13 protein-coding genes are annotated in these 21,606 nt (G+C 72.1%); 4 read left to right on the plus strand and 9 right to left on the minus strand.

The features are described from left to right. Positions 1–66 precede the first annotated feature (66 nt). Complete coding sequence (locus WME73_RS42055; RefSeq protein ID WP_437913253.1) at positions 67–1,821, minus strand: S53 family peptidase; 1,755 nt, start codon at positions 1,819–1,821, stop codon at positions 67–69. A gap of 560 nt (positions 1,822–2,381) precedes the next feature. Here WME73_RS42055 and WME73_RS42060 point away from each other — a divergent pair. Then, on the plus strand, positions 2,382–4,820 hold the full coding sequence (locus tag WME73_RS42060; RefSeq protein ID WP_437913255.1) for a hypothetical protein: 2,439 nt from the start codon (positions 2,382–2,384) through the stop codon (positions 4,818–4,820). Positions 4,821–4,845: 25 nt separating this feature from the next. Here the strand turns inward: WME73_RS42060 and WME73_RS42065 are convergent, their stop codons facing one another. The 7 genes from WME73_RS42065 to ppdK form a co-directional block, all read right to left on the minus strand. Continuing rightward, positions 4,846–6,375, minus strand: coding sequence for a hypothetical protein (locus tag WME73_RS42065; protein WP_437913257.1), 1,530 nt, complete (start codon positions 6,373–6,375; stop codon positions 4,846–4,848). Positions 6,376–7,224: 849 nt separating this feature from the next. After that, complete coding sequence (locus tag WME73_RS42070; protein ID WP_437913259.1) at positions 7,225–9,867, minus strand: DEAD/DEAH box helicase; 2,643 nt, start codon at positions 9,865–9,867, stop codon at positions 7,225–7,227. Between the two features lie 498 nt (positions 9,868–10,365). Continuing rightward, entirely contained in the window at positions 10,366–10,989 is a 624-nt protein-coding gene (locus WME73_RS42075; protein ID WP_437913261.1) for a type II toxin-antitoxin system HipA family toxin, read from the minus strand. A gap of 268 nt (positions 10,990–11,257) precedes the next feature. Next, entirely contained in the window at positions 11,258–11,959 is a 702-nt protein-coding gene (locus WME73_RS42080) for a hypothetical protein (protein WP_437913263.1), read from the minus strand. A 283-nt stretch (positions 11,960–12,242) separates the two neighbouring features. After that, complete coding sequence (locus WME73_RS42085) at positions 12,243–12,974, minus strand: PspA/IM30 family protein (protein ID WP_437526597.1); 732 nt, start codon at positions 12,972–12,974, stop codon at positions 12,243–12,245. An 87-nt stretch (positions 12,975–13,061) separates the two neighbouring features. Next, complete coding sequence (locus WME73_RS42090; RefSeq protein ID WP_437913265.1) at positions 13,062–14,606, minus strand: hypothetical protein; 1,545 nt, start codon at positions 14,604–14,606, stop codon at positions 13,062–13,064. 202 nt (positions 14,607–14,808) lie between these two features. Next, on the minus strand, positions 14,809–17,580 hold the full coding sequence (gene ppdK / locus WME73_RS42095) for a pyruvate, phosphate dikinase (RefSeq protein WP_437741910.1): 2,772 nt from the start codon (positions 17,578–17,580) through the stop codon (positions 14,809–14,811). Between the two features lie 190 nt (positions 17,581–17,770). On the opposite strand from ppdK, the gene WME73_RS42100 reads away from it, so the two are divergent. The 3 genes from WME73_RS42100 (at position 17,771) to WME73_RS42110 (ending at position 20,859) form a co-directional block, all read left to right on the plus strand. Continuing rightward, positions 17,771–18,709: an FKBP-type peptidyl-prolyl cis-trans isomerase gene (locus WME73_RS42100; protein ID WP_437741911.1), complete on the plus strand. Its 939-nt coding sequence runs from the start codon at positions 17,771–17,773 to the stop codon at positions 18,707–18,709. 65 nt (positions 18,710–18,774) lie between these two features. Continuing rightward, on the plus strand, positions 18,775–20,004 hold the full coding sequence (locus WME73_RS42105; RefSeq protein ID WP_437741912.1) for an AAA family ATPase: 1,230 nt from the start codon (positions 18,775–18,777) through the stop codon (positions 20,002–20,004). Between the two features lie 183 nt (positions 20,005–20,187). Then, on the plus strand, positions 20,188–20,859 hold the full coding sequence (locus WME73_RS42110) for a c-type cytochrome domain-containing protein (RefSeq protein WP_437741913.1): 672 nt from the start codon (positions 20,188–20,190) through the stop codon (positions 20,857–20,859). Positions 20,860–20,902: 43 nt separating this feature from the next. Here WME73_RS42110 and WME73_RS42115 read toward each other — a convergent pair whose 3' ends face one another. Beyond that, entirely contained in the window at positions 20,903–21,550 is a 648-nt protein-coding gene (locus WME73_RS42115; protein WP_437741914.1) for a hypothetical protein, read from the minus strand. Positions 21,551–21,606 lie beyond the last annotated feature (56 nt).

Below are 21,606 nucleotides of genomic sequence, written 5' to 3' on the forward strand. Positions count from 1 at the left end.
CGGGACGGCGGCGGCGGGGCGGGTCGGCGCGCGCCGCCGCCCGGCGCGGTTGCCGGCGCGGGCGCGCTACGGCAGCGAGGTGGCCAGGCCGATCGCGCTCGGCGCGCCCCAGCCCGTCGGGTAGTCCCAGCCGGGCCCCGCGGCAAAGAACTCCGTCTCGCCGCGCACGACGTCGCGGAACGTCGCCTGCACCGCGGGGGTCGTATAGAGGATCGAGTTGAGGAACCCGGCGCGCGGCAGGCCCTGCGCGGCGCGGTAGCTGTTCACCACGGCGATGAGCCCCGCGAACGCGGGCGCCGAGAACGACGTCCCCCCGTACGTCCGCCACTCGCCGAGGTAGTAGACCCAGTACGGCCTCGGCGAGGTCGCGGCGTGCATGGCGACGTCCGCGACCGCCCGCTTGCCGCCGGATCCCTCGACGACCCCGACCTGCCAGGAGGGGATCGGGAACGAGAGCGTCGGGCCGGAGCCGGAGCCGGACCAGGCGCGCTCGTCCTCGACCTCGCCGTCCTCGTCGAGCGAGAGCGACGTCCCGCCGACCCCGGTCACGTACGGGCTCGCCGAGGGCGTGTCGGTCTGCGCCGAGTCGCCGGTCGCCGCGACCACGGTGATCCCGAGCGCCGCGGCCATCTGCGCCGAGCGGTGGTACTGGAGCCGCACGGCCGGCGGCTCGGAGTCCTCGCGGTGGGCGAACGAGTCCGTGATGACCGACACCTCGCCGCGGCCGATGGCCTCGTTGAACGTGTAGACCATCGACGTGTTGCGCGCGTCGGGGCCCTGGTACACCACGAGGTCCGCGCCCGGCGCGAGGCCGCCCGACCACGCCACGTCGAGCGTCGACTCCACATAGCGCGTCGAGACCGGCTCCATGGTCTGGACGACCAGCGGGTTCGCCCGCTCCACGCCGAGCGCCCGCCAGAACGACTGCAGGTCCTTGTACTTGAAGGTCGCGCCGATCGTGACCCCGAGCTTCACGCCCTCGCCGGTGAACCCGAGCTCGTAGAGTTCGTCGACGTCGTACGCGCCCGCGATCTGCGCGGGGGTCAGCCCGCCCTCCACGCCGGCCGGCGGATCCGGCTCGATCTCCCCGGCCTCGCCCGGGAGCGGCCGGGTGCTCGCCGCGAGATCCGCGGTGATGATGCCGGTCGTGCGATCGGACACCCACGTCGGCACGGTGAGCTGGCCGAGGGAGCCGAAGACGTCGAAGGGCGGATTCCCCGCCTGAGGGTTCTCCCGCTCGAAGACCCGGAGCTCCGTGTCGAAGGTCTCGTTGAACTGGCTCACCGTGCCGGTGAACTGGATCAGCAGCCGGTTCGTGGCCGTGAAGTTCACCTGCATCCCCTGCTCCTCGAGCCAGAGCTTCACGAGGTGCACGTCGCGCTCCCGCGGCGCGTACGCCGCGATCCACTCGTCCCGGGTGAGGTACTGGCGGAACCGCGGACCCGCCGGGTCGTAGATCTCGGCGATCCGCTGCTCGAGCAGCCCCGAGTTGCGGATCGGGAAGCCCATCAGCGCGCGGACCACCTCGTCGCCCCCGGCCACGCCCTTGTCGGTGTACACGCCCGGCAGCGGGCTCGGGATGCCGTCGGTGGCCTCGGTGGGCTCACGCTCCTCCTCGGTGAAGTCGGGCAGCTCGTCCGGCAGCTCCTCCCCACCAGCGCCGCCCGCCCCACCGCCGCCGCCCCCGGCCGCGCCGCCGCCGCCGCTCCCGGCCGCGCCGCCGCCGCCGCTCCCGGCCGCGCCGCCGCCGCCGCCGCTCCCGGTCGCGCTGCTGGCGCCGCCGCCTGCGCCCCCGCTGCCCGAAGAATCTGCGATCTGCACATCCGACTCGCAGCCACAGCCAGAGGCCGAGAAGGCCACGCTGCTGACCAAGCTGAGCAGACCAAGGACGGGCGCGGCACGAAGCACAGGTGAAGCACGGCGCATACGCACCAAGGATTCAAACCCCTTCCGACAGGCCGATCCAGCCGAATCGTCACAGCGCGCTGACGTCGCATCACACGTGCGCCGCCCGCAACACAACGCGCGTCGGCGGAGCGTTGGGAGCATCACGTCGCACCCTGTCGCGAACCGCTTCGCCGCGGCGCCGCGGCCCGGGATTCACCGCGGCGCCACGGCCAGGTCGGAGATCGCGGCGCACCGGAGGACGATAGAGGCGGGCGCAACGGCTGCGCCTGGGGCCCTAGGGAGCGACCTTCTCGTCGCACAGCCGATGTTTTTGGCGCGGCGGGCCCGGGTGGACAATTGTATTGATTCGACCACGATGCGACGCTCAGGCTGCCCGGGGCGTCCCGCGCCCCCCTCGAGGGCCGCGGCCTTCAGCGATTATGGCGAAGACTTACCGTCCGCGGATCCCCAAGCCCTTTCGCATCGCGCGCCCGATGGCCGCGCAGGCGGAGGCGACGCGCTTCGGGTGGCTCACGCCTGACGTGCTCTCGATCGTCGCGGGGGCGCTGATCGCCGCCGTGGCGCCGCTCGATCGGCTCGACTACGTGGCGCGCGGCCTCACCGCGTCCGCGCTCGCCGACGCCGCGCCTTCCGCGCAGGTGCTGCTCGTCACGGCCTCGCCCGAGGCGCTGCGCGAAGGGCTCTGCGAGCGCTCGCTCCCCGGGCTGCTCGAGCGCGGGCGCGCGCGCGGCGCGCTGCTGATCCCCCCGGCCGACGCGTTCTGCGGCGGCGCCGCGAGCCGCGCGGGCGCCGCGAGCGCCACGAGCGCCGCGGGCGCCGCGCCGGTCGTCCGGATGCCGCCCGAGCTGCTCCGCCTGAGCGCCGGCGATGTCGTCGGCTTCTTCCCGCTCGCGGCGGGGGAGCGCGCGCCGGAGCTCGGCGCGCTCGGCGTCTCGGCGGCGCCCTGGGTGCTCAAGAAGGCGCCGCAGAGCGTCCCGGCGGTCAGCCTGCGCGATCTGGCGGACGGCCAGGTCCCCGCGAGCGCGCTCGAGGGCCGCGTCGCCGTGGTCGCGGTGGGCGCCGGCGGCGTTGCGCCCCAGGCGGTCGCGACGTCGGCCCTGCCGCCGGCGAGGGGCGTCGCCGCGGTGCTCGGCGGGCTGCTCGACGGCGGCAGGCGCGCCTCGGCGCCGGCGTGGGTGCCGGCGCTGTTCGTGCTGCTCGCGGGCGGCCTCGTGTGGATCGCGCGCCGCCGCTACGGGAGCCTTGTCGCCACGGCCGCGCTGTTCCTCGGCGTGTTCGCGCTCGCGGCGGGGCAGGGCGTGCTCGCCGCGCGGGCCGAGGCGAGCCTCATCGCGCTGCCGAGCGCGCTGTTCGGCCTCGCGGTCGCGTTCGCGGGGGTCATGATCGTGCGCGGGCTCGTCGTCCAGCGCTCCGTCGATCGCGCGGCCGAGCTCATCCACCGCGCCGCGCTGTTCCGCATGCAGGGCGTCCACACGCTGCCGGACGAGGAGTTCTGGCCGCGCGTGGCGCGCCTCGCGGAGCAGGCGCACCCGGCCGATCTCGTGCTCGTCGCGGAGCTGCCCGCGGGGAGCTGGCACCTCCGGTTCTGGAACGATCGGCAGGGCGGCGGCGAGAGCCTCGTCGCCGAGCGCCGCAACGACGTCCGCCGCCCCCCGTACAGCAGCGAGCAGGGCGTGCCGGCGATCCGCCTCTCGCGCCGGTTCCTGACGAAGCAGGACATGCCGGCGGTCGTGGTCCCGCTCATCGCGTTCGGCGAGATCGAGGGGTACGTGTTCTTCTGCGGCCCGGTCGCCGAGCAGACGTTCTCGCGCGAGCCGGAGCGGGCCGAGCACGTCGGCCGCGAGCTCGCGCTGCTCCTGCGCAGGAAGCGCCTCGCGCGCACGGCGCAGGGCGGCGCGGGCGAGGCGCGCGGCGGCCGCTCGCCGGAGGACGACCTGGTCGAGGGCGCGCGCGTCGCGCTCGACGACCTCCAGCTCTTCGGGTCGCTGCTGCGCAGCGCGCCGGTCGGGCTGCTGTACGCCGACGCCTTCGGCGACGTCCGCTTCGTCGCGCCCGAGTTCGCGAAGTGGCTGCGGGCGCGCGACGTCACGGTGCCTGCGGAGAGCGCGAGCGCGGCGCTCCCGCCCGGCTCGCTCACGCTGGGCGACGTCCTCGGCGCCACGTCCGCGAGCGACGCCGCCGTGTCGCTCTCCAGCGTGATGGCGAGCGACGACGGCATCGAGCTGAGCGTCAGCGCGCCCGAGCCGGCCGTGCTCTCGGTGCGCCCGCTGCGGCGCGAGTCCGACGGCTCCTCGTGGATCGCGGGCTACGTCGCTGCGCTGATCCCCGTCCAGCAGGCGGCCCCGGTGTCCGACAACGTGCGGCCGCTCGCCGTGCGCGACGCCGCCGATCCGCTCTGCGCCTTCCAGCTCGGCGACGTCGTGGCCGATGCCGTCGCGAGCGCCGCCCGCGCGACGGGCCGGGCCGTGCGGCTCGAGCCCATCCGCGGCGCCACTCACGCCCTCGGCCACCGCGGCGAGCTCGGGCAGGTGCTCGAGGCGTTCCTCACCGACGTCGCGGGCCGCGGGCTCCCTGGCCACGGCCCCGTGGTGTCGGTGCGCGAGGCGCCCCAGGGCGTGCAGCTCTCGATCCTGGACGTCGGCTTCGGCCTGGGGCTGCCGGAGTCGGCGCTCCAGCGCGTGCTCACCGCCCCCGGCTCCGCGCCGGCCGGCCTCGAGCCGCTCGGCCGGCTGATCCTGGCGGTCGAGGACAGCCACGGTCACGCCGAGCTCAAGACCAACGACGGCTGGGGCATCACCCTCACCGTCACGCTCCTCAGGGCGCACCCGCGCGCGTTCGTTTCCGCGAACGAGGGCGGCAAGCCGGCGGCGCAGCAGAACGTGATCGCGATCGGAAGGGCGGGGCCGAAGTAGGCGTGGGCGCCGGGGCGTGGCGTGATCAGGTCGCGGGCACGACGGTGATCTCGCCGGTGCTGTAGAGCGCCGAGGTGTCCCAGGCGAGGCCTGGGGCAAGCGGCACGGCGACGTTCACGGCGGCGAACGTCCCCGCGAGGTCACCGCCCCAGCCCAGCAGGGCGATGGTGTCCCCGACCTGAAACGACACGGAGCTGTCGGCCGGCACGACCTGCAGCGCCCCATCGACGAGGAGGTCCCCGTCGACCTCGAGAAGCGGCGAGGGGCTCGATCCCCCGACGACGATCCTCAGGGTGGCCCTCGGCCCCTGGCTGTAGCTGCCGACGATGGCCGTCGCCGGGTGAGCCTCTCCGACCGAGAGCTCGCCCGACTGCGTGTTGGCGAGATCTCCCACGAAGCTGCCGGTTTCGAGGCGCCCGCCGGCGAAGTCGAGGTCTCCCTCCTCGATCTCCATGGCGCCCGCGACGAGGTCGCCGTCCTCGAGGCGCACGGAGGGCCCCAGGTAGGGATAGAGGCCGACGGCCTTCGGCGCGGTCCGGAGGAGGCCGCCGATGCTCACGAAGGCGTCCTTGCCGACCACGATCGACGGAGACCGGTTGCCGCTGGCAAAGACGGTGACGTCGCCGCTGTTGAGCCATGACGCGTAGACGTCATTCACCTTGATGAAGGCCCCGCCGAGCTCGGAATGGATCTCGGTATCTTCCGTCACGAGGGTCCCGTATGCCCCGATGGCGAGCTCGCCATTCCCTTGCACCGTCCCCACGCGAAAGAGCCCCTGGTTGGTCCACGTGCCACCCCAACCGCGCACGCTGGCCGTGGGGCGCATCAGAGCATCTCGGTAACCGATCCTGGCATTGATCGTGGAGACCTCGGCCCGGTCGATGTCCAGCGTGCCCAGGCTGTACATCCCCACGACGAACTCTCCTGTGCTCACCCATTTCGTCCCTGAGCCTGCCGCGGTCACGTGGCCGTTGCAGCTCGAGCAGCCCGACGCACCGCCGATGTAGACATTGTTCGAGAAGAAGCTCGCCCCTTGCTTGAGCTCGACGCTGCCCTGCGCCCTGAGGCCGACGTACGTATCCCCCAGGCTCGTCACGGTGGCGTCATACCCTTCGACGCGCAGGACCCCATGGTTCTGCGAGGATCGATCGCCCACCACGAGATCCTCGGTGAGCACCTCGGCCCCGCTCTGGACGACGAGCAGCCCATGACAATCATCGCCGCTGACGCAGATCTGGATGGATCCGCTGTTGGTCCACTTCGAGCCGTACCCGATGACCTGAACCGTGCCGCTGCGATCATTCCCCACCAATGCGCCCGCGCTGAGCAGCTGCCCGCCGCTCGCGACGATCACCTCCCCGCTGGTGAAGGTGGGCTCCCAGGGGTTGCTCGCGCCGCCCACGCGGAGGGTGCCCGGCCCCAGATCCCACGGGTCACTCGGGTTTCCGGGCGACACATCCCCCGTGATGGTCACGTATGCGTGAGCTGTTCCCGCCATGCCCAGCGACGCAGCCGCGAGCAGGGTCGATAGAGCATATCGAATGTGCTTGTCCATGAATCATACCCTCCGCCAATGGTCCAATGGCCATGAGAGCCCACCGTCGCCCTGATACCCCCCGCGACGCGGGAGCGCCATGCGCGCGCAGTCCCCCACGATTAGATCTATAGATGAATCAGTCGACCACTGACAACACAATTTAGTAATTTAGCGCGACTTGATCCGGCGCATTCTGGTCCGGACGAGATGGGCCAGCCCGCAGAGATCAGGCCGTGAGCCTCCGCGGTTCCCTTGGCCGAGCACCGCGGGATCGCCGGAATGAGGGAGCCGCCAAGGCGCCATAAGACGCCAAGATCTTTGTGCTTTTCTCGACGTGCTTGGCGGTTCCAAAGACCCCACCATCGGCCAAAGCACCCCACCACCCATCGCCGCGCAGCCGGGGCGAAGCCCCCGGATGTCCCACCGCGCGCCGCGCGCGCCCCCGCCCTGCGCCTGTCTATCAACAGCGCTTCCTGCGCGAACAACAGCGCTTTCTGCGCGAACCGGCCGGCCCGATCGATCGCGCTCCCAACGGAATCGGCTGCGACCCATCGCGATCTCCTCAAGCGCAGGCGATGCCCGAGGGTCCCCGCCGGGCACCACGAATCGATACGGTGCGCGTCCCTCCGATGCGGCGCGCAGCCGAGACATTCATGCCGAGCAGCGACGACGCGCCTTCCAGAGGAGGATCGCCGCGCGGCAGCGACCGACGCGGGACCGTAGTCCGCTCCCTGCGCACGCGCTCTCTGCTCTGCGCGCGAGACGCGATGATGCCGAGACATGTCAGGTGATCGACCCCGTCCGCAACCCTCGGACCGCGGAGGTCGGAGCGACGCGAACCCCGCCCCGCGGCCAGCGCTCCGGGGGTCAGCCGGGCACCGCGCCCCCGAGCCGGCCGACCCAGCGCCCCGCCTCGTCGACCGCCGCCCTGGCGAGCGCGGGGTCGAGCGGCACGCCCGCCCGCGCCAGGGAGCCGAGGTCGTGCAGCCGCGCGAGCACCGCGTGGGCCTCGACAGGCAGCCCGCCAGCCGGCACGAGGTCGCGGTACACGACCGTCACGAGCGCCGCGTGTGTCTCGGGCGCCGGCCCCTCCAGCAAGCCCGCGATGGTCCCGGCGAGCGCCTCGTAGGCCGCGCGAGCGGCGTCCGCGGCGAAGCCGGCGTCCAGCACCACCCGCGCGAGCCGGAGCCTCTCCTCGGCCGCCGTCCGGGCCGCCATCGCCCGCGGGCCCGCCGTCCGCGTGCGCCCGCCCCCGCCATGGCCCCCCGCCTCCGCGGCCGCTTGCTCCGGCGCCACCTCGTGCGCGGCAGCCGACATCGCCGCGTCGTTCGCCGGGGACGCCTCGCCCCCCGGCCACCCGGACATCAGCGCCGGCACACCGGCGCCCGCCGCCCCTCCGTCCTCGGCGGGCGCGGCGGCGCTCTCCTCCACCGCCACGTCGCCTTCCTCCCCCGCCCTCTCGTCCGCCGCCGCCAGGACCTGCCGCATCTCGCGCAGCACCACCGAGAAGCTCGGCGCCGCGAGCTCCTCCACCGCGGAGTCGGCCCGGAGCGACGCCACCAGCACCTTGCGCTTCTCGCCCAAGATGCCCTCGATGCCTCGCTCGATACCCTCCTCGGCGCAGAGGTAGGTCACGCTCACGCTGCGCGCCTGGCCCAGGCGGTGCGCGCGCGCCGTGCGCTGGTCGAGGCGCGCAGGGTTCCACGGCAGATCCAGGTGAACGACGTAGCTCGCGGCCTGCAGGTTGAGCCCCACCCCGCCGGCGTCCGTGCTCAGGAGCACCCGCACCGCCGGGTCGTCCCGGAACCTGTCGAGCAGCGCCGGGCGGCGCTCTGTCGGCACGTCGCCGTGGAGCATGGCGTGGCCGACGCGCAGCCGGTCGAGCCGCTCGCTGGCCAGCTCGAGCATCCCCACCCACTCGGAGAACACGATGACCTTGTTCCGGGGCTGCGCCGTCACCTCGGCGATCAGCGCCTCCAGCTCGTCGAGCTTCGGCGACGCCTTCTTGCGGCGCCTCGGATCGCACAGCTCCAGCGCGTTGCACGCCTGCCGCGCCTTCATGAGCATCATCATGAGCCGGTCCAGCTCCTCCTTGCGCAGCGCCCGGCGCTCCGCGATCGCGAGCAGCCGGGCCGCCTGCGCGCGGTAGTCCGCCTCGAGCTCGCGCTGCTCCCGCGTGAGCGGCGTGTACCGCGTCTGCTCGAGGAGCGGCGGCAGATCGAGCAGCACCTCGGCCCGCTCGCGCCGGAGCGCGACCGGCGCGACGCGGCGGCGCAGCTCCCCTAGGTTCCGGTAGCCGACGATCCTGCCCCGCTCGTCCTGCCGGTGGAAGTCGACGTTGTACCGCCAGAGCGGCCCGAGCAGTGCCGGGTCGACGAGCTGCAGCAGCGCGTACAGGTCGTCGAGGCGGTTCTCGACCGGCGTCCCCGTGAGGACGAACAGGAAGCGCGACGGGATCGCGCGCAGCGTCGCGGCCGTCTTCGTGCGGAAATTCTTCGCGCGCTGCGCCTCGTCGAGCACCAGCACGTCCGCCGCGAGCGCCTGGAGCCGCGAGAGCTCGCGCCAGGTGAGCTCGTAGCTCAGCACCGTGTAGGCCGCCTCCAGCGCGAGCGCCCCTGTGCGCTGCGCGGGAGAGCCGCCGAGCACCGCGGCGCGCTCGCCCGTCCACCGCGCGATCTCCTGCGCCCACTGGTGCTTGAGCGACGCCGCCGTGACGATGAGGACCCGCCGCGCCTCGCCGCGTCGCCGCAAGAGCTCGCACGCCGCGATCGCCTGGAGGGTCTTGCCGAGGCCCATGTCGTCGGCGAGCAGCGCCCGCCCGTTGCGGAAGAGGTGGAGCACGCCCTCGCGCTGGTACGGGAAGAGCGGCAGCCCGAGAGCCTCCAGCGCGCCTTGCTCGCGGCCCGCCTGCGCCTCTAGCGAGCGCCGGCGGCGCTTGTGCCAGATCGCCCCCGCGAGCCGCTCCGCCGCCGGCAACGCCGCGTGGACGATCCGGGACGCGGGCGCGTGATTCCCGAGAGCTCCCTCCGACGCCATCCTCAGCAGGCCGCCCGCCTGGACGAGGCGCGTGCGCTCCTCGCGGAGCGACGCGGGCCACGCGCCGACCGCGAGCAGGCGCAGGCCATCCTGCGCGTCGACCGTGAGCGTGGGCCGCGCCGGTGCGTCGATCCGGGCGAGCGCGCGGCGCCACGCCGGACGCTCCGCGACCGCGCGGCGCACCGCCTCGAGGTGCTTGCACGTGCCGAGCTGATTGCCCAGGAAATCAGGGCAAGAGCAGGTGTCGTGGCGCGCGCTGGCGTCCACGAGATCGACGACGTACCGCCCCCCGCTCCCGCTCGCCACGGCGTAGTCGCCGTCGACTCGACCGCTGAGCGGCGTGACGGAGAAGGGCTCGCTGTGGGCTCGACAGACGCGCACCTCGCGCTCGTACCGGCGGACCGCGTCGATATCTTCGTAGTCATCGCATCGCGGGGAATCCCAGCGGGTCGGCTCGATCGAGGCAGGGCGCACGGCGCAGCTTTGCCGCGGCCGCCGGGTTATCGCAACAGCCCAGAGGAGCGAGCCGAGCATTGCATTTGGAGTCATCCATTTCTCATCAAATCGAACGCCACGCGGCGCAGCCCCCTCGCGCAGCGCGGAGGACGTGCGATCTCGAGCGTGCACGAAGCTACCGGGTCGCTCGATCCCGCTCGAGCACCGGCGAGCGAGCCTGGCAAGCGGCGGCCTCTTGCGCAGCCCCGCTCCAGGAGCTCGCTGCCTGCCCGGGGAACCTCTCCGCACCGTCGCTGCGCGCCGCCGCGGGTGAGGCGCGAGGGGCTGGTGCTACAGTCGCACTTCGGCGAGGCAGCCGCCCTCGTCCTGCCGCGCGCCTTCAGGGCGGCGGACTTCGCGCATGGTCGTCGCCGCACTACGGACCCCCGGTGCCCGGCTCAGCTGAACGCCGCGCTCCTGCACGACCCCGCAGCCCTCCGTAGGATGCGAGCGCCGACCTGCTACGCCCGCGTGCGGTTAGAGCGGGCTCGTGTTTAGGTGCTGATCCAGCGCGTTCCGCGCGCCGGGGGCGATAGGCAACGATCCGCGTAGCGTGGACCACGCGTCGCGCGCGCGCGACGACGTCTCGGACACGATGTCGCTCGTGAGTTCGGGCGACGCATTGATCCTCTCGGCCAGCCTTTCGAAGTGAGCTCGGGTGATGCGGGAGAAGTCCTTCTCCCCGGAGAGCCGCAAGGCGAGGCGCTGGTCCAGACCGGGGCCATAGGCGATCGTGGAGACGAGATCGTAGGCAGGCGAAAGCCGCGCACGGCGGCCGTCGGGGTACACGAGCGACCAGTTCTTCAGGTGCGCGTCGGCGTTTCCGCTCAGCACGACGAAGACGAGGCGGCGCACCAGCTCTTCGTAATCGGCCTCGCCCGATACGGTGCGTACAATGTTCGCGATCGTCGCGTAGTTGTGGCCCTTGTACTTGTCCCGAGGCCGCACGTTGAGGACCTGAGCGAAGTCTTCCTGATGGATGCGGGCTCCTTGATCGTCCCGGTCAAAGCGCCGGATTGCGAGCGCCAAGGTCTCGTCGAAGCGCAGCTCGTCGGGTAACCCTTGAATATTGGAGACCTGCACGAGATTGAAATCCAGCACGCTTCATCGCAGGCTGGCCCGAGCTCACGGCGTCCGGCGAGGTCGCGCGGCCGCCGCGCCGCGCGACCTCGCCCACGGCGGCCCGCACGCGGAACTCCTTACGCGGCGGCGAGCGGCTTAATGAGGAGTCGCAACCAGCGAGAGCGACCAGCGCAACGGCGCCGCGCGCACGCGAGCCGCCTTACCTGGTCGCGCCCTTTACGTTTTTCCTCTCCGTCAGGTGGGGCCTCTGTCGGGCGGCGGCGTGCTGCTTGATCTGCGACGTGCGCTACTCGATCGAGAGGGTGACGGCGTCTTCCGTCACGTCCGCCACCTCGATACTTCCGGTGAAGAGCTCCTCGAACGTGAAGTTGCGGAGGACGATCGAATAACTCCCCTCGTCGATCGCCGCCGCCGCGGTCGAGAACGAGTGCTCCAGGCCGTCGATATCGATGTCCCCTTCGAACTCACCCGACGTGATCCAGTAGGGAGTCCCCTCGACCAGCACGGGCACCAGGGCGCAATCGTCGTTCGTGGGCTCACCGTCGATGAAGTCGGTCTCCCCGACCCCCCAGGCCCCGTCCACGAACGTCGCGCAGCCCGCCGTGGCGGTTTCGTCGGAAGCGATCGCGAGCTCCGTCGTATCGAGGCTGCTGCCGCCCGCGCCACCTCCGCCTTCGGCGCTGCCGCCCGTGCCTGCGCCACCTCCGCCTTCAGCGCTGCCGCCCGCGCCTGCGCCGCCTCCGCCTTCGGCGCTGCCGCCCGTGCCTGCGCCGCCTCCGCCTTCGGCGCTGCCGCCGGTGCCCGCGCCGCCACCACCCTCCGCATTGCCGCCGGTGCCCGCGCCGCCTCCGCCCTCCGCCTTGCCGCCGGTGCCCGCGCCGCCGCCACCTTCGGCAGTCCCGCCCGCGCCGCCGCTACCAAAGCTGATCTCATCATCCCCGCAGGCAACCAGCAAGCACCCAAGAAAGACGATCGAACTCCACTTCATGCGCACCTCGGCTCTCTGTGACGCGCGGTAGCGTAACATGAGCTACAGGTACGCAAAAAATATCGGCCCGTACGGCTGAACCCGCACTCTCGCGACGCGCCCGCGGCGGTCGCTCCGAAATGCGGGAGGTCGCCCCCACCGCTCCGTCATGGAGCCTTCGTCACTCTCGAAGGAAGGATGCTCGCCGAGGCGAAATGGCGCTCGATGCGGCGCCGGCGCCGCCGCGGCGCGTCCGGCGAGGACGGCCGCGGCTCCCCGCCCTCCCGCCGCTCTTCTCAGCCCCTCAGGACCCGATCCGGATCCGCTTCTTCAGCGCGGCGAGCTCGTCGTCGACCGCCGACCCGCCCGGCTTGTCCGCGCTGCCGGCGCCGGCGCTGCCGCGGCCGTGCTCGAGCTGGGCGAACTTCGCCTCCAGCTCGGCCGCCGAGAGCCCGCCGCCGGAGATCGCCTCCTCGATCTCGCGCGACGCCGCGACCTGCGCCACCTGTCCCTCGACCTGCTCCTCCATGCGCCGGAACTCGGAGAAGGCGCTCTGGCCGCCCCTCGCCCCGAGCCCCTCGGCGCCGCCGCCGGCGCGCTGCTGCTGGATCTGCGCCGCGAGCGTGCCCTTCCGCGCCTGGAACTCCTCCTGCTTGGCCTCCATGCGCTCGAGCTCGGTCTTCATCGAGAGCACCGCGGAGCGCTGCTCCGCGCGCATCGCCTCGGCGCGGTCGCGCTCGCCCACCACCCGCTTCTTCTGCACGAGCGCCTCGCGCGCGAGCTTCTCGTCGTTCGCCTTCAGCGCGAGCTCGGCGCGCTTCTCCCACTTCTCCGCCTCGGCGTCGAGCTCGTCGACCTTCTTGCGCAGCACCTTCTCGGCCGCCACCGCGTCGACCAGCTCCTTCCGCGCCGCGCGGACCTGGTCCTTCATCTCCTCGACGATGAGATCCAGCGACTTTTTCGGATCTTCCGCCTTGTCGAGGAGCGCGTTGACGTTGCTCGAGATGACCTTTCCCATCCGGTCGAAGATGCCCATGCCGCTAGCGTGCACCGCCCCGCCGCCCCTGTAAAGCGCCCGCGCGCGGGGCCGCGGGCGCCCCCGCGGCCCCGGGGAGACCGGCGATCAGGGCGGCGGCGGGTACGCCGGACCGAAGCTCGACTCCACCGACGACCGCGTCGTCAGCAGCGGCGTCTTCAGCGTCTCGTCCTCGTACAGCGGCCTCACCACGCAGGTGTCCTCCCCGCACTCCCCCCCCTCGACGAACGCGACGTCGGCGACCAGCCAGTACCGGGTGCTCCCGTCGGCCGGCGCGAACGTGACGGGCGCCTCCGGGTCGTAGAACCCCGTCGGGCCGAGATCCGCCCCGAGGGAGCCATTGCAGAAGATCTTGATCCGCGGGTGAACCGCGTAGTTCCGGCCATGCGCCGAGTAGTAATGGACGCCGATCCGCGTCCACTGCCCGAACGGCGGAAAATCCACGTTGATGTTCTCGGGCGCGCAAAAATCATCGCTGTCCGGGTCCGTGACGTCGGGGTCGCACGTGATGTTGTCGATATCGAGCCGCGGGTTGTAGCAACCCTGGCCGAGATCGCGCCACGCCTGCCCGGCGCCGCGAGGGGCGTAATAACACGTGTTCTTGGCCTCCTCCGGGTCCAGATACCAGCTCACCGGCTCCGGCGGCGACGCGCCGTCGCTGAACCACCGGAGCTCCGGATCCGACCCCAGCGTGTCCACGGTGCAGTTGTTGTAACCGCAGTCGTCCGGCGAGCCGGCGACCGCCCACGGCCGCGTGTCGCCCGGCTTGTGCAGGTGCAGATCGAGATCCACCCCTTCGCCGCCGAGGTCGTGCTCCCACTCGAGCTCGACCCGGAGGCCGGGCGCGCCGACGTAAAGGGCATAATCGCACGAGCCGGTCGCGCCGTCGGCGAGGCGCTTCGTGTAGATGACCTTGTACTCCCCCGACTGGAGCGGCTTGTAATCATCCGCCGGGCTCGCCCCGGAGACCGCCGGACACGGGTCGATGCCCGCGGGGCAAACGACGCTCCAGGTCTCCGAGCCAGGCTCGGCGTCCACGCTGAACGTGCCTGTCCCCTCCTTCAGATCCACGTTCGCGAACGGAGGCACCCTCAGCGCGTGGCACCCCGCGGGGTTCTCGCTGAAGCACGCCTCGGTCGCGTGGCTGCCGCCGACGCACGGCCCCCAGACGCCCACCTCGTTGCAAAGCTCGGTGCCCGGAAAACACCCCTCCGCCCCGCGGTACGACGGATCGCCCATGAAGCACGCGTGCGCCTGCCCCGCGACGCAGGAGCACGTCTCGTCGACCTGACCGTCGCAGTCGTCGTCGAGGCCGAGGTGGTTGAGATCGCAGAGCTCCTCGGGACCGCACTGGGTCCCGCACGGGTTCACGGCAGCATCGCCGGCGCCGGCGTCGTCGTCGCCAGGGGCAGCCCCGCCAAGGCCGTTATCCGGAACGAAATCACCGCTGCCGCTGCCGACCTCGGGCGCGCCGCCGCCGCCCGCGCCGCCTCCGCCGTCGCCGGGCGCGCCGCCGCTCGCGCCGATCTCGACGTGCGAACCCGAGGCGTGACAGCCGACCGCGACGAACGCACCCGATGTCGCGGCCCCGAGAAATGCGAGGAGCGCAGAGGAGACGCCGAGATGACGCATGAAACCTCCATGTCTCGCCAGCGCGCGGTGGAGCGGCTCGGGCAGGCAGGCGCGCCCGGCGAGACACCGGCGATGAACAGCGAGGTTCCTGGTTTAGCAGACTTGGCGAGATACCAAAGCTCGCACGAGCGTAATCAAAGCACGCTCGTGAGAACGGATGTCCCGACGCCCTGTCCGGGCATATGTCGCCGGAGGGTGGGTGTCAGTCCGTCGCGCGCGGACCCCTCGCGGCCTCGGCCGCGAGCGCCGCCTGCGCCGCGGCGAGGCGGGCGATGGGGACGCGGAACGGGGAGCAAGACACGTAATCGAGCCCCGCCCGCTCGAAGAACGCAATCGAGCTCGGATCGCCGCCGTGCTCGCCGCAGACACCGAGCTTCAGCCCGGGCCGCGCCGCGCGCCCACGATCCCGGCCGATCTCCACGAGCTCTCCGACGCCCGGCACGTCCAGCGACTGGAACGGATCCTTCGCGAAGATGCCGGCCTCGACGTACGCGCCGAGGAACCGGCCCGCGTCGTCGCGCGAGATGCCCAGCGTCGTCTGCGTGAGATCGTTCGTGCCGAAGCTGAAGAACTCGGCCTCCTCGGCCAGCTCGCCGGCCCTGAGCGCGGCGCGCGGGAGCTCGATCATCGTCCCGAACCGGACGTCGACCCGCCGCCCCTTCTCGGCGAAGACCTTCTCGGCGACCCCCTCGACGAGCTCGCGCGTGAGGGCGAGCTCGCGCCGGGTCATGCTGAGCGGGATCATGATCTCCGGCTCCACGTCGATGCCCGCCGCCGCGACCTCGCACGCCGCCTCGAGGATGGCGCGCGCCTGCATCTCGTAGATCTCCGGCGACGTGATCGCCAGCCGGCAGCCGCGGTGGCCGAGCATGGGGTTGTACTCGGCGAGCTCCTCGCTCCTGCGCTGGAGATCCTCCGCGGAGACGCCCGTCGCCCTCGAGAGCTGCTGGAGCTGCGCCTCGTCCTGCGGCAAGAACTCGTGCAGCGGCGGATCGAGCAGCCGGATCGTCACCGGCAGGCCGGCCATCTCCCGGAAGACGCCCACGAAATCGCTGCGCTGGAACGGGAGCAGCTTCGCGAGCGCGCGCCGCCGCCCGAGCTCGCCGTCCGCGAGGATCATCTCGCGCACCGCCTGGATGCGCTCCTCGTCGAAGAACATGTGCTCGGTGCGGCAGAGCCCGATGCCCTCGGCGCCGAAGTTGCGCGCCGTCCTCGCGTCGTGCGGCGTGTCGGCGTTCGACCGCACCCGGAGGCGCCGGACCGCGTCCGCCCAGGCCATGAGCTCCTCGAACTCGCCGCTCAGCGCCGCCGGGATGGTCGGCACCGCCCCGAGGTAGACCGTGCCGGTGCCGCCGTCGAGCGTGATGAGATCGCCGTCCTTCACCGTGATCGTGCCGGTCGCGCGCCCGTGATCGTCGTAGATCGTCACCGCCATCCGGCCCTGGCTCACGCTGATGGCCGAGCAGCCGGCGACGCAGCTCTTGCCCATCCCCCGCGCCACCACGGCCGCGTGGCTCGTCATGCCGCCGCGGGCCGTCAGGATGCCGCGCGCCGCCTTCATGCCGTGGATGTCCTCCGGCGACGTCTCGGACCGCACGAGGATGACCGCCCTGCCCTGGCCCGCGCGCCGCTCCGCCTCGTCCGCGCTGAACACCACCTGCCCGGTCGCCGCCCCGGGGCTCGCCGGCAGGCCGCGCGCGAGCAGCGACTTCGGCGCGCTCGGGTCGATGCTCGGGTGCAGCAGCTGATCGATCGAGCCCGGATCCACCCGCAGGATGGCCTCCCGCTGGCTGATCAGGCCCTCCTTGGCCATCTCGACCGCGATGCGCACGGCCGCGCGGCCCGTGCGCTTGGCGGTGCGGCACTGGAGCAGGAAGAGCTCGTTCTGCTGGATCGTGAACTCCAGGTCCTGCACGTCGCGGAAGTGCTGCTCGAGCTTGCCCTGCACCTCGACGAGCGCCGCGTACGCCGCGGGCATCCGCGCCTCGAGCGAGCTCTCGTCGTCCACGCCGCCGCCGCCCTCGCCGGCGCCGATCCTCGACAGCGGGTGCGGCGTGCGCACCCCCGCGACGACGTCCTCGCCCTGCGCGTTGGGGAGCCACTCGCCATAGAAGCGCCGCTCTCCGGTCGACGGATCACGCGTGAACGCGACCCCCGTGCCGGAGTCGTCGCCCAGGTTGCCGAACACCATCCCCTGGACGGTGCAAGCTGTCCCCCAGGCCTCCGGGATGTCGTGCATCTTCCGGTACACCTGGGCCCGGTGGTTCTTCCAGCTATCGAATACGGCGCCGATCGCCCCCCAGAGCTGCGCGTAGGGATCGTCGGGGAACGGGCGGCCCGTCGCCCCGAGGACGATATCCTTCTGGCGCTGGATCAAGGCCGCGAGCGACTCCGGATCGAGCTGGGAGTCGGGCACCTTGCGCTCGAGCTCGGCGGAGTTCAGGCGCGTCGCGTCGACGCCGAGCTTCGCGGCGGCCTGCCTGCGCGCGCGGCCGAGCGCCTCCTCGAAGCGGTCGCGGGGCACGCCGAGCACGATATCGGCATACGCCAGGATGAACCGCCGATAGGCGTCGAGCGCGAATCGCTCGCTGCCCGTGCGCCGCGCGAGCCCCCGCGCGATCTCGTCGTTCAGGCCGAGGTTCAGGATGGTATCCATCATTCCCGGCATGGACGCGCGCGCGCCCGAGCGGACCGACACGAGCAGCGGCGCCTCGGGGCTGCCGAACTCCGCGCCGCGCAGCGACTCCAGCCGGCCGATCGCCGCCTTGATCTCGTCCGCGACGCCGGCGGGGAGCGCCTTGCCCGAGGCGTAATAGGCGTTGCAGACCTCGGTGGTGACCGTGAAGCCCGGCGGCACCGGGATGCCGAGGCGGGTCATCTCGGCGAGCCCCGCGCCCTTTCCGCCGAGCAGATCCTTCTGCTGTGCGTCCCCGTCCGCCTGCCCTGCGCCGAAGAAATATATCGATCTCCCCATGGCGGGCGCACGCTAGACCGTCCTCGCAGTCGGGTCGAGAGCCCTCGAACGGCGGAGTGGAGGTACGACGGACGGCCGACCGCCGACGGCCCCTATCGGATCCAGAGCCGTCGGAACCGCGGCGTGCACCTCACGCGTGCACCTCACAAAAATACCGGCTCTCGACGGCGGACGAGCTATGAAGCCGCGCATGAAGCGCTTCTCTCTCGTCCTCGTTGCGATGTTCGCCGTCCCCCTCACCGCGTGCGACCAGAAGCCCGCCTCACAGGCGATCGCCGACGCGCCGGTGAGCGCCTCGGTCAAGCCGGCCCCGCCGCCGGCGCCCACCCCCGAGCCCGCCGCCTCGCCGCAGCCGCCGCCCGAGCCCGCCGGCCTGCCCGCGCCGCCGGACGTCGCGGCGCCGCCCGCCGACGCGCAGAAGACGGCATCGGGCCTCGCGTCCAAGGTGCTGGCGCCGGGCAAGGACACGGCGCATCCCGGCCCGGACGACAAGGTGACGGTCCACTACACGGGGTGGACCACGGACGGGAAGATGTTCGACAGCTCCATCGTCCGCAACGAGCCGGCCACCTTCCCGGTGGGCGGCGTGATCAAGGGGTGGACGGAAGCGCTCCAGCTCATGAGCAAGGGCGAGAAGCGCCGCCTCTGGATCCCCGGGGCTCTCGCCTATGGCGACACGCCGGCCCAGCCGGGCGCCCCGGCCGGAATGCTGGTGTTCGACGTCGAGCTGCTCGACTTCGCCCCCGCGCCGAAGCCGCCGCCCGCGCCGAAGGACGTGAAGGCGGCGCCGAAGACCGCGAAGAAGACCGCCTCCGGGCTCGCCTACCAGGTCCTGCAGAAGGGCACGGGCACCGAGCACCCGAAGCCGACGAGCCGCGCCGTCGTCCACTACACGGGCTGGACGACCGACGGGAAGATGTTCGACAGCTCCATCGTCCGCGACGAGCCGGCCACCTTCCCGGTGGGTGGCGTGATCAAGGGGTGGACCGAGGGCTTACAGCTGATGGTGAAAGGCGAGAAGGCGCGATTCTGGATACCGGCCGACCTCGCTTACGGCGACAAGCCCACACGGCCCGGCGCGCCCGCCGGCATGCTGGTGTTCGACGTCGAGCTCATCGACTTTCGCTGAACCGTCGGCCGGCGCTTTACATCCGGCCGACTGCCTGGTCACATGATGGCTGCGAGCGGCCAGGCATGCTGACATCCATCCGACTCAGGAACTTCAAGAGCTTCGCCGATCAAACGGTGGAGCTGTCCCCCTTCACGTTGCTGCTCGGGGCCAACGGCTCCGGGAAGAGCAACTTCCTCGACGCCCTGCGCTTCCTGCAGGGCGTCGGGCTGGATCTACCCCTGTGCGACATCTTCCGCGGTCGCGTCGACGGCAGGCGCGAGGTGTGGCCGGGCCTGCGCGGCGGCACGCAAGGGGCCACGCACAGGGGCGCCAAATCGTTCACCATCGAGAGCCGATGGGCGATCGGGAAGGAGGAGCTCACACACAAGATCACGTGTCAGGTCGAGCCTGACGTGATCGTGGAGCACGAGTCGCTCGAGGCGAAGTCGGCCGGGGGCCCGCTCTTCGACACGCCGGCGTCGGCGCTGAAGGGGCTCGAGGGGTTCGCCTCGGGCGGAGCGATGAAGGCGGCGTCGAAGAAGGGCCGCTCGATGCGGATCGCATCCATGGATCGCAACCCCGCCCGGCGCAGCCTGCTCGGCCAGATAGAGCACCACCGCGGGCGCGGCGAGGACGTGAGCCTCGCGGACGTCATCGCGCTCTGCAACGCGCTCCAGGTCGCGATGCGGAGCGCGCTGTCGCTCGACATCGATCCTTCGCGGATGAGGGGTTATGTGCCGCACGAGATAGAGAACCTCGGCGCCGGCGGGCAGAACCTCTCCGCCGTGCTCCGCTGGCTCTGCCAGGAGGCCGAGCACAAGGCCGATGTGCTCGGCTGGGTGCGCTCGATCTTCGCGCCCGAGATCGAAGATATCGAGTTCGCCGAGACGGGCCTCGGCGACGTCATGATGGTGCTCGTCGAGAAGGGCGGCGCCCGCGTCCCGGCGCCGAGCCTCCCGGACGGCGCGCTGCGCGCGCTCGGCAAGATCGCCGGCGTGCTCACCGCGCCGGAGGGGTCGCTCCTCCTCGTGGAGGACCCGGACGCCGGCTTGCACCCCGAGCGCGCCGCCGTGCTCGCGCAGCTCCTCGAGGGGGCGGCGCGGCCCTCCGTCTGCCAGATCGTGGCGACGACGCACTCGCCCGCGCTGCTCAGGGGGGTGTCGAAGCAGGGCCTCAGCCGCGCCATCGCGTTCCAGCGCGACCCCGAGACCTCCGCCACGACGACGCGCCGCCTCGCCGACCTCCCGCGCTTCGAGGACCTGGCCGAGCGCGATCCCGGAGAGCTGCTCTCCTCGAAGGCGCTCTCCGCGTAGACGCGGCGAACCAACCCCCTGTACAGCTCTATCATTGCATTGCAGTGTCGCGGGCTCGCGATAACGATAACCAATTTCATTTTCTTGAAATGCGTTGTGGCTGCGCACAAGGCCATCTAGGGTCCTCCGCGAATCGACAGCGCGGCGCTCGCCGCGCGAACACAGCGTCAAAGAGGTCCTCACATGCTTTCTCAGAAAACTGCACTTCAACTGGTCCTCTGTCTGACCATCGGGTTCTCGGCGGCTGCCTGCTCTGACGATGGTGGCGAGACCGACACCAGCACCAGCACCAGCGCCAGCAGCTCGACCAGCAGCAGCACCAGCAGCAGCAGCAGCGCGGGCCAGGGCGGCGGCACCGGCGGGACCGACGGCCAGGGCGGCGGCACCGGCGGCTCGGATGTCGGTACCGGCGGCCAAGGCGGCACCGGCGGCGCGGATGTCGGCACGGGCGGCCAGGGTGGCGGCACCGGCGGCGCTGGCACCGGCGGCGAAGGCGGCTCCGCTCCCAGCGACCCCCTCTGCGGCGCGGACACCGCGACCTTCGCTGACGTGCGGCCGATCCTGACGACGAACTGCGCGGGGTGCCACGGCAACGCCGGCCCCGCGGCCGCCGGCCTCGATCTCCGCGCGAACGCGGCCCATGGCGAGCTCGTCGACGGGGACAGCACGGAATGCGCCGGCAAGATGCTCGTCGTGCCGGGCAAGCCGAGCGAGAGCTACATCATCAACAAGGTGCGCGGCACCGGCCTCTGCGGCGACGACACGCGCATGCCGCCCCCGGCCTCGGGCATGGCCCTTCCCGAGGCCAGCATCAAGAAGATCAACGACTGGATCTGCGCCGGCGCTCCCCAGTGAGCCCCTCGGCCCGGCTCAGCGCCTGTCCCTGCAGCGCAGGCGCTCAGTAGACCTTGCAGCGCGCGCCGCCCGCGGCGCGCGCATACGGGATCTTCGCGCTGCGCCCCTTCACGTAGATCGCCCCGCCCGGAGCGGGCCTCGGGATCACGGCGCCCGTCGCGAGCGGCCGTCCTGTGGGCAGCTCCTCGACCTCGATGACGATATCGTTCCCCTCCTGATCGACCGCCGAGATCGAGGGTCGCCGGCTCTCCTCGTCGGGAGCGCCGCCCGGGCAGGGCACCCCGCGCGCGCTCAGCGCGATGGCCAGCGTATTGGCCGAGGTCTCCGGCGCGCCGGCGGCCCACTGGAACCTGGGATCGCGCGCTTCCCCCACCTCCACGGCCAGGCAGCTGCAGCGCTCCTTGCGCGAGTCGGCGCGCGCGAGCGAGAGATCGTGCCGCACGCCCACCCACGACGAGGGCGCCCGCTCCTCGGGCGTCGACGGGGCGCCGCCGAAATCGTCGGACGCGCCGAAAGCCCTGCGCGGCGCCTTCTTCTTCGCGCCCGCCTGATCCGCCGGCGCGGCGGGATCGACGGTGTCGCCCTCCCAGAACGCCGCGGCGCCAGCGTGCTGGTTGCCGCCGCAGGCGGCGAGGAAGACTCCGGAGAGGAGCGCAGCGAAGCGCGCAATCTGGACGCCCGAGGGGAGCATGCAGCGCGATCTTCGCACCGGCGCCGCCGGCGGCCAAGGTTTGTGCTGAGTCGGAG

The organism is Sorangium sp. So ce302 (assembly GCF_051530145.1).
Taxonomy (GTDB): Bacteria; Myxococcota_A; Polyangia; order Polyangiales; family Polyangiaceae; genus Sorangium; species Sorangium cellulosum_B.

What these genes read in the sequence shown, in the direction of transcription:
- WME73_RS42090 (WP_437913265.1), bottom strand. Translation starts at nt 14,606, where the DNA reads ATGCGTCATCTCGGCGTCTCCTCTGCGCTCCTCGCATTTCTCGGGGCC.
- ppdK (WP_437741910.1), bottom strand. Translation starts at nt 17,580, where the DNA reads ATGGGGAGATCGATATATTTCTTCGGCGCAGGGCAGGCGGACGGGGAC.
- WME73_RS42110 (WP_437741913.1), top strand. Translation starts at nt 20,188, where the DNA reads ATGCTTTCTCAGAAAACTGCACTTCAACTGGTCCTCTGTCTGACCATC.
- WME73_RS42105 (WP_437741912.1), top strand. Translation starts at nt 18,775, where the DNA reads ATGCTGACATCCATCCGACTCAGGAACTTCAAGAGCTTCGCCGATCAA.
- WME73_RS42100 (WP_437741911.1), top strand. Translation starts at nt 17,771, where the DNA reads ATGAAGCGCTTCTCTCTCGTCCTCGTTGCGATGTTCGCCGTCCCCCTC.
- WME73_RS42065 (WP_437913257.1), bottom strand. Translation starts at nt 6,375, where the DNA reads ATGGACAAGCACATTCGATATGCTCTATCGACCCTGCTCGCGGCTGCG.
- WME73_RS42115 (WP_437741914.1), bottom strand. Translation starts at nt 21,550, where the DNA reads ATGCTCCCCTCGGGCGTCCAGATTGCGCGCTTCGCTGCGCTCCTCTCC.
- WME73_RS42080 (WP_437913263.1), bottom strand. Translation starts at nt 11,959, where the DNA reads ATGAAGTGGAGTTCGATCGTCTTTCTTGGGTGCTTGCTGGTTGCCTGC.
- WME73_RS42060 (WP_437913255.1), top strand. Translation starts at nt 2,382, where the DNA reads ATGGCCGCGCAGGCGGAGGCGACGCGCTTCGGGTGGCTCACGCCTGAC.
- WME73_RS42085 (WP_437526597.1), bottom strand. Translation starts at nt 12,974, where the DNA reads ATGGGCATCTTCGACCGGATGGGAAAGGTCATCTCGAGCAACGTCAAC.